Annotated in this window: 5 protein-coding genes; 3 read left to right on the forward strand and 2 right to left on the reverse strand. The window is 61.6% G+C overall.

Annotation, left to right across the window (positions count from 1 at the left end; all coding sequences use genetic code 11):
- The first annotated feature begins 18 nt into the window (after positions 1-18).
- Both acs and H7225_RS13665 read left to right on the forward strand, forming a co-directional pair.
- On the forward strand, positions 19-2,004 hold the full coding sequence (acs, locus tag H7225_RS13660; RefSeq protein WP_290662710.1) for an acetate--CoA ligase: 1,986 nt from the start codon (positions 19-21) through the stop codon (positions 2,002-2,004).
- 158 nt (positions 2,005-2,162) lie between these two features.
- Entirely contained in the window at positions 2,163-4,010 is a 1,848-nt protein-coding gene (locus tag H7225_RS13665) for an MFS transporter (protein WP_290662712.1), read from the forward strand.
- Positions 4,011-4,098: 88 nt separating this feature from the next.
- On the opposite strand, the gene H7225_RS13670 is transcribed toward H7225_RS13665, so the two are convergent.
- Positions 4,099-4,413, reverse strand: coding sequence for a c-type cytochrome (locus H7225_RS13670; protein ID WP_290662714.1), 315 nt, complete (start codon positions 4,411-4,413; stop codon positions 4,099-4,101).
- 109 nt (positions 4,414-4,522) lie between these two features.
- Between H7225_RS13670 and H7225_RS13675 the strand changes: the two genes are divergently transcribed.
- Positions 4,523-4,780, forward strand: coding sequence for a TIGR04438 family Trp-rich protein (locus H7225_RS13675; RefSeq protein WP_290662716.1), 258 nt, complete (start codon positions 4,523-4,525; stop codon positions 4,778-4,780).
- Between the two features lie 70 nt (positions 4,781-4,850).
- Here the strand turns inward: H7225_RS13675 and ilvD are convergent, their stop codons facing one another.
- A complete protein-coding gene (gene ilvD, locus H7225_RS13680) occupies positions 4,851-6,533 on the reverse strand; it encodes a dihydroxy-acid dehydratase (protein WP_290662720.1) in 1,683 nt (560 codons plus the stop codon).
- Between the last annotated feature and the right edge of the window lie 18 nt (positions 6,534-6,551).

Below are 6,551 nucleotides of genomic sequence, written 5' to 3' on the forward strand. Positions count from 1 at the left end.
ACACTTCGGAGCAATGCCATGACGACAGCAGCTAACAACACCTCCACCACCCCCAGCCACTACCCGGTGCCGCCCGCATTTGCCCAAAGCGCGCACATCGGCAGCCGCGAGGCCTATGACCAGTTGTGCGCCGAGGCGAACGCCGACCACGCTGGCTACTGGGCCCGGTTGGCCCGCGAATTTCTCTCCTGGAAAAAGCCCTTCACACAAGCGCTGGACGACAGCCAGGCCCCCTTCTACAAGTGGTTTGACGACGGCCTGCTGAACGTCTCCTACAACTGCCTGGACCGCCACGTCGAGGCCGGCCTGGGCAGCAAGGTCGCCATCATTTTTGAGTCCGACGATGGCAAGGTCGCCCGCGTCACCTACAGCGAGTTGCTGGAGCGCGTCTGCCGCCTGGCCAATGTGCTGAAGGCGCAAGGCGTCCAAAAGGGCGACCGCGTCGTCATCTACCTGCCCATGTCGGTCGAAGGCGTGGTGGCCATGCAGGCCTGCGCGCGCATCGGCGCCACACACTCGGTGGTGTTTGGTGGCTTCTCGGCGCAAAGCCTGCGCGACCGCATTGAAGGTGCAGGCGCCGTGCTCGTCATCACGGCCGACGAGCAAATGCGCGGTGGCAAAAGCCTGCCGCTCAAGGCCATCGTTGATGAAGCCTTGGCCATGGAAGGCAGCGCCAGCGTTCGCCAGGTCATCGTCTACCAACGCACGGGTGGCAAGGTGGCTTTTCAGGCCGGACGTGACCTGTGGCTGCACGAAGTCGTGGCCGCGCAACCCACCACTTGCGAGCCCGAATGGGTCGGCGCCGAGCATCCCCTGTTCTTGCTCTACACCTCGGGCTCCACCGGCAAGCCCAAGGGCGTGCAGCACGCTAGCGGCGGTTATCTGCTGCACGCTGCCCTGACCACCAAGTGGACCTTCGACATCAAACCCGAAGATGTGTTCTGGTGCACCGCCGACATCGGCTGGGTCACGGGCCACACCTACGTCACCTACGGTCCCTTGGCCATCGCCGCCACGCAAATAGTCTTTGAAGGCGTGCCCACCTACCCGGACGCAGCGCGCTTCTGGCGCATGATCGAGGCGCACAAGGTCACGGTGTTCTACACCGCACCCACGGCCATCCGCGCCCTCATCAAGGCGGCAGAAACCACGCCCGCCGTGCATCCGCGCAATTTCGATTTAAGCAGCCTGCGCCTTCTGGGTTCGGTGGGCGAGCCCATCAACCCCGCGGCCTGGGAGTGGTACCACCGCGAGATCGGTGGCGGCCGCTGCCCCATCGTCGACACCTTCTGGCAAACCGAAACCGGTGGTCACATGATCACGCCTTTGCCCGGCGCCCACGCGCTGACCCCAGGCTCGTGCAGCCTGCCTTTCCCCGGCATCGATGCGGCCGTGGTGGATGAAACCGGCAAGGAATTGCCGTGGGGCCAGGGCGGCTTGCTGGTGGTGCGCAAACCCTGGCCATCCATGATCCGCGCCATCTGGGGCGACCCAGAACGCTTCAAGACCAGTTACTTCCCTGCAGAGTTCGGCGGCGAGTACTACCTGGCTGGCGACGGTGCCATCCGTGATGTCGACACCGGTTACTTCACCATCACCGGCCGCATCGACGATGTGTTGAACGTGTCGGGCCACCGCATGGGCACCATGGAAATCGAGTCCGCGCTGGTGTCACACCCCCTGGTGGCCGAAGCGGCCGTGGTGGGCCGCCCGGACGATCTGACCGGTGAGGCCATTTGCGCCTTCGTGGTCCTCAAGCGCACACGTCCCACGGGCGACGAGGCCAAGCAGATCGCCAACGAGTTGCGCACCCATGTGGGCCAGCAGATCGGCGCCATCGCCAAGCCCAAGGACATCCGTTTTGGTGACAACCTGCCCAAGACCCGGTCCGGCAAGATCATGCGGCGCTTGTTGCGCGTGGTGGCCAAAGGTGAGAAGGTGACCCAGGACACCAGCACCTTGGAAAACCCGGCCATCCTGGATCAGTTGGCCGAAACAAATTGAATCGCGGTTGACCACTGGATGCCTTGACGCGTGTTGTTTTTCACAAATAAAAGCCGGTACTAGCATTCCCCCTCATTACAAATCGACACGACCCCCCCTAGATTGGGGGGTGCAAAGCTCACGAGAGCTGCGATTTTCTAAAGAAGAGGAGATAAACCATGGCTTCAAGCACAGTGGCATCCGCGCCACCCATGACCAAGGAGGAAAGAAAAGTCATCTTTGCCTCCAGTCTGGGCACGGTTTTCGAGTGGTACGACTTCTACCTTTACGGCTCCCTGGCGGCCATCATCGCCAAGCAGTTCTTCACCGGGCTGGACCCTACGTCAGGCTTCATCTTCGCGCTGCTGGCCTTTGCCGCCGGCTTCATCGTGCGGCCGTTCGGCGCCCTGGTCTTTGGCCGTTTGGGCGACATGATCGGGCGCAAGTACACCTTCCTGGTCACCATCTTATTGATGGGCGCGTCCACCTTCATCGTGGGCATTTTGCCCAATTACGCCTCTATTGGCGTGGCCGCTCCGATCATCCTGATCGTCTTGCGGCTGTTGCAAGGCCTGGCCCTGGGTGGTGAATACGGTGGTGCTGCCACCTACGTGGCCGAGCATGCGCCTCACGGCCGGCGTGGCGCCTACACGGCCTGGATCCAGACCACGGCCACGATGGGTTTGTTCCTATCGTTGCTGGTGATCCTGGGCACACGCACTTACTTCGGCGAAGAGGCTTTCGGCGATTGGGCCTGGCGCATTCCCTTCCTGGTGTCGCTTGCCTTACTGGGCGTCAGCGTCTGGATCCGTCTGAGCATGAACGAAAGCCCGGCTTTCCAGAAGATGAAGGCCGAAGGCAAGACGTCCAAGGCGCCTTTGTCGGAATCCTTCGGGCAGTGGGGCAACCTCAAAATCGTGATCCTGGCGTTGTTCGGTCTGGTCGCGGGTCAGGCGGTGGTTTGGTACACCGGGCAGTTCTATGCCTTGTTCTTCCTGACGCAGACGCTCAAGGTGGACGGCGCCACGGCCAACATCATGATCGCGATAGCGCTGCTGATTGGCACGCCCTTCTTCGTCGTGTTTGGCACGCTGTCCGACAAGATTGGCCGCAAACCCATCATCCTGGCGGGTTGCCTGATCGCGGCCTTGACCTACTTTCCCCTGTTCAAAGCTTTGACTGAGGCCGCGAACCCCTTGTTGGCCCAGGCCCAAGCCACAGCCCCAGTGACGGTCACCGCTGATCCCAAGGAGTGCTCGTTCCAGTTCAACCCGACGGGCACGTCCAAGTTCACCAGTTCCTGCGACATCGCCAAGCAGTACCTGGCGAGCAACTCGGTGAACTACGAGAACCTGGACGCGCCTGCCGGTACCCCGGCCGTGATCAAGGTGGGCGAAACGCTCATCAACGTGTACAGCCCCGCCAAGGTGACCGAGTCAGACATCGCTACCGCGAAGGAGGCCGCGATCAAAGGCAAGGACATTGCGGCCAAGAAGCTGGAGGACCTGAAGGCCACCGGTGCCAGCGGCAAGGAGTTTGATGACAAGCTCAAGGCGGCTGAAAAGGACGCTAAGGAGTCTGGCGCCACCTTGGCCGCGTTTGACAAGGGCGCCAAAGCCGCGGCCGTCAAGGTGATCGATGGCCAGTTCAAGAAGGCGGTGGGCGGGGCGCTCAAGACGGCGGGTTACCCACCCAAGGCCGACCCTGAGAAGATGAACAAGCCCTTGATCGTGGCCATCCTGTCTGTGCTGGTGATTTACGTGACCATGGTCTATGGGCCAATCGCGGCCATGCTGGTCGAGATGTTCCCCACGCGCATTCGCTACACCTCGATGAGCTTGCCGTACCACATCGGCAATGGCTGGTTTGGCGGCTTGTTGCCCACCACCGCTTTTGCGATCGTGGCGCAAACGGGCAACATCTACAACGGCCTGTGGTACCCGGTCATCATCGCCAGTGCCACCTTCGTGATCGGCTTGCTGTTCATACGAGAGACCAAGGACGTGGACATCTACGCCAACGATTGATTTTGAGGGTCTCGCTGGCGGTCATACGCCAGCAAAAAGCCCCGCATGGTCGCCATGCGGGGCTTTTTTTATGGAAGGCGCGGTTGGCTTACTTGAGCGACAAGATCCACTTCACCAATTGCTTGGCTTCGGCTTCATTGACTTGCGCATTGGCTGGCATGGCCATCGTGCCCCATACACCGCCACCGCCTTTGAGTACCTTTTGCACGAGCTTAGCTTCAGCGTCTTTTTGGCCTTTGTATTTCTTGGCCACATCCAGGTAGGCCGGGCCAACGATCTTTTTGTCCATGCCATGGCAGGCCATGCAGGCTTTTTTCTGGGCCAGTTCCTGGTTAGCCAGGGCAGGCGACAAGGCGGCCAAGGCGAGAGCAGTGCCAGCCAGCAACGAAGGGAGCAATTTCATGGAGGGTCCTCGGGCAATCTGTGAAGTAAAGTCTAAGCACTATCTTAGTAACGCGGACAGGCCTGGTGTCGGTTGACCGCAGCAGGATTATTTTTCAAAGGGGCTTCGCATGTGGTTTATCGTGATCGGCGTGGTCATGCTGCTGATGAATTTTGCCGGCATTGGGCCCATCGGCGAGTGGACCTGGGCCGATCGCTGGTGGGCCATGTTGCTTCCTTTTGTGCTGGCCGCTGCCTGGTGGGCCTGGGCGGACGCCTCCGGCATGACCCAGCGCAAGGCCATGGACAAGGATGACGCCAAGCGAGTGGCGCGGCGCCAGAAGAGCATGGAGTCCCTGGGCCTGGGGCCCAAGAAGAAGAAACGTTGATCCGGCCCGCTCTGAAAGCCCAATGAACAAAGCCACCGAAAGGTGGCTTTGTTCATTCAGGCAGGGTTGTTCATTCAAATTTATCCAGCACGGCACCCGTGCTGGCGCTCGACGCATTGCGGGCAAACTTGGCCAGCACGCCACGGGTGTAGCGCGGGGCAGGGGCCTTCCACAGTGCCCGGCGGCGTGCGATTTCAGCGTCGTCCACATTCAGCTGCAACAGCAACTGGTGCGAGTCAATGGTGATCGAGTCGCCCTCTTGGATCAGGGCGATCAAACCACCTGCAGCGGCTTCGGGCGCCACGTGGCCCACGACCATGCCCCAGGTGCCGCCCGAGAGGCGGCCGTCGGTGATCAGGCCCACGCTTTCACCCAGGCCTTGGCCAATCAGCGCGCCCGTCGGGGCCAGCATTTCAGGCATGCCCGGGCCACCCTTGGGTCCCAGGTAGCGCAGCACCATCACGTCGCCGGCCTTGATTTGCTTGGCCATGATGGCGGCCAGGCCAGATTGCTCGTCTTCGAACACGCGGGCGGGGCCAGTCATCACCGGGTTCTTCAGGCCGGTGATTTTGGCCACGCAGCCTTCGGGCGCCAAGTTGCCTTTGAGGATGGCCAAATGGCCTTCGGCATAGATGGCATTTTTGATGGAGCGGATCACCTTCTGGTCGGCGCGCGGCTCGTCGGGCACGTCGGCCAGCACTTCGGCCATGGTCTGGCCGGTGATGGTGATTACGTCGCCATGCAGCAGGCCGGCGTTCAGCAACAGCTTCATGACTTGCGGGATGCCGCCGGCGCGGTGCAGGTCAATGACCAGGAATTCGCCGCTGGGCTTGAGGTCGCACAGCACGGGCACTTTCTTGCGCATGCGCTCGAAGTCGTCGATGGTCCAGTCCACTTCAGCCGCGTGGGCGATGGCCAGGAAGTGCAGCACCGCGTTGGTCGAGCCTCCAGTGGCCATGATCACGGCCACGGCATTTTCAATCGCCTTCTTGGTGACGATGTTGCGCGGCTTGATGTCCTGGCGGATGGCCTCGACCAGCACACGGGCGCTTTCCTTGGTGTTGACGGTTTTTTCGTCTTCGATGTTGGCCATCGTGCTGCTGTAGGGCAGGCTGATGCCCAGGGCCTCGAAGGCCGAGCTCATGGTGTTGGCCGTGTACATGCCGCCGCAGGAGCCGGTGCCGGGGATGGCGCGTTTTTCGATCTGGCAGAAGTCTTCTTCGCTCATCTTGCCGGCGGTGAACTGGCCCACGGCCTCGAACACGCTGACGATGTTCAGGTCCTTGCCCTTGTAGTGGCCCGGCATGATGGTGCCGCCGTACACGTAGATGGCGGGCACGTTGGCGCGCAGCATGCCCATCAGGCCGCCGGGCATGTTCTTGTCGCAGCCACCAATGACGATCACGCCGTCCATCCACTGGCCGCCCACACAGGTTTCCACGCAGTCGGAGATCACTTCGCGCGACACCAGGGAGTACTTCATCCCTTCGGTGCCCATGGCCATGCCGTCCGAAATCGTCGGCGTACCGAAGACCTGAGCGTTGCCGCCGGCTTCCTTGATGCCTTCAATGGCGGCGTCGGCCAGTTTTTGCAGGCCGGAGTTGCAGGGCGTGATGGTGGAATGGCCGTTGGCCACGCCAATCATGGGTTTGACGAAGTCGCCCTCCTTGTAGCCCATGCCGTAGTACATGGAGCGGTTTGGCGCGCGGGCGACGCCTTCGGTGATGTTCTTCGAGCGGCGGTTCAGGCTCATGGCAGGTCTGCTTATAGG

Origin of the sequence: Aquabacterium sp. (assembly GCF_014378415.1) — a bacterium.
Classification (GTDB): Bacteria; Pseudomonadota; Gammaproteobacteria; order Burkholderiales; family Burkholderiaceae_C; genus Aquabacterium.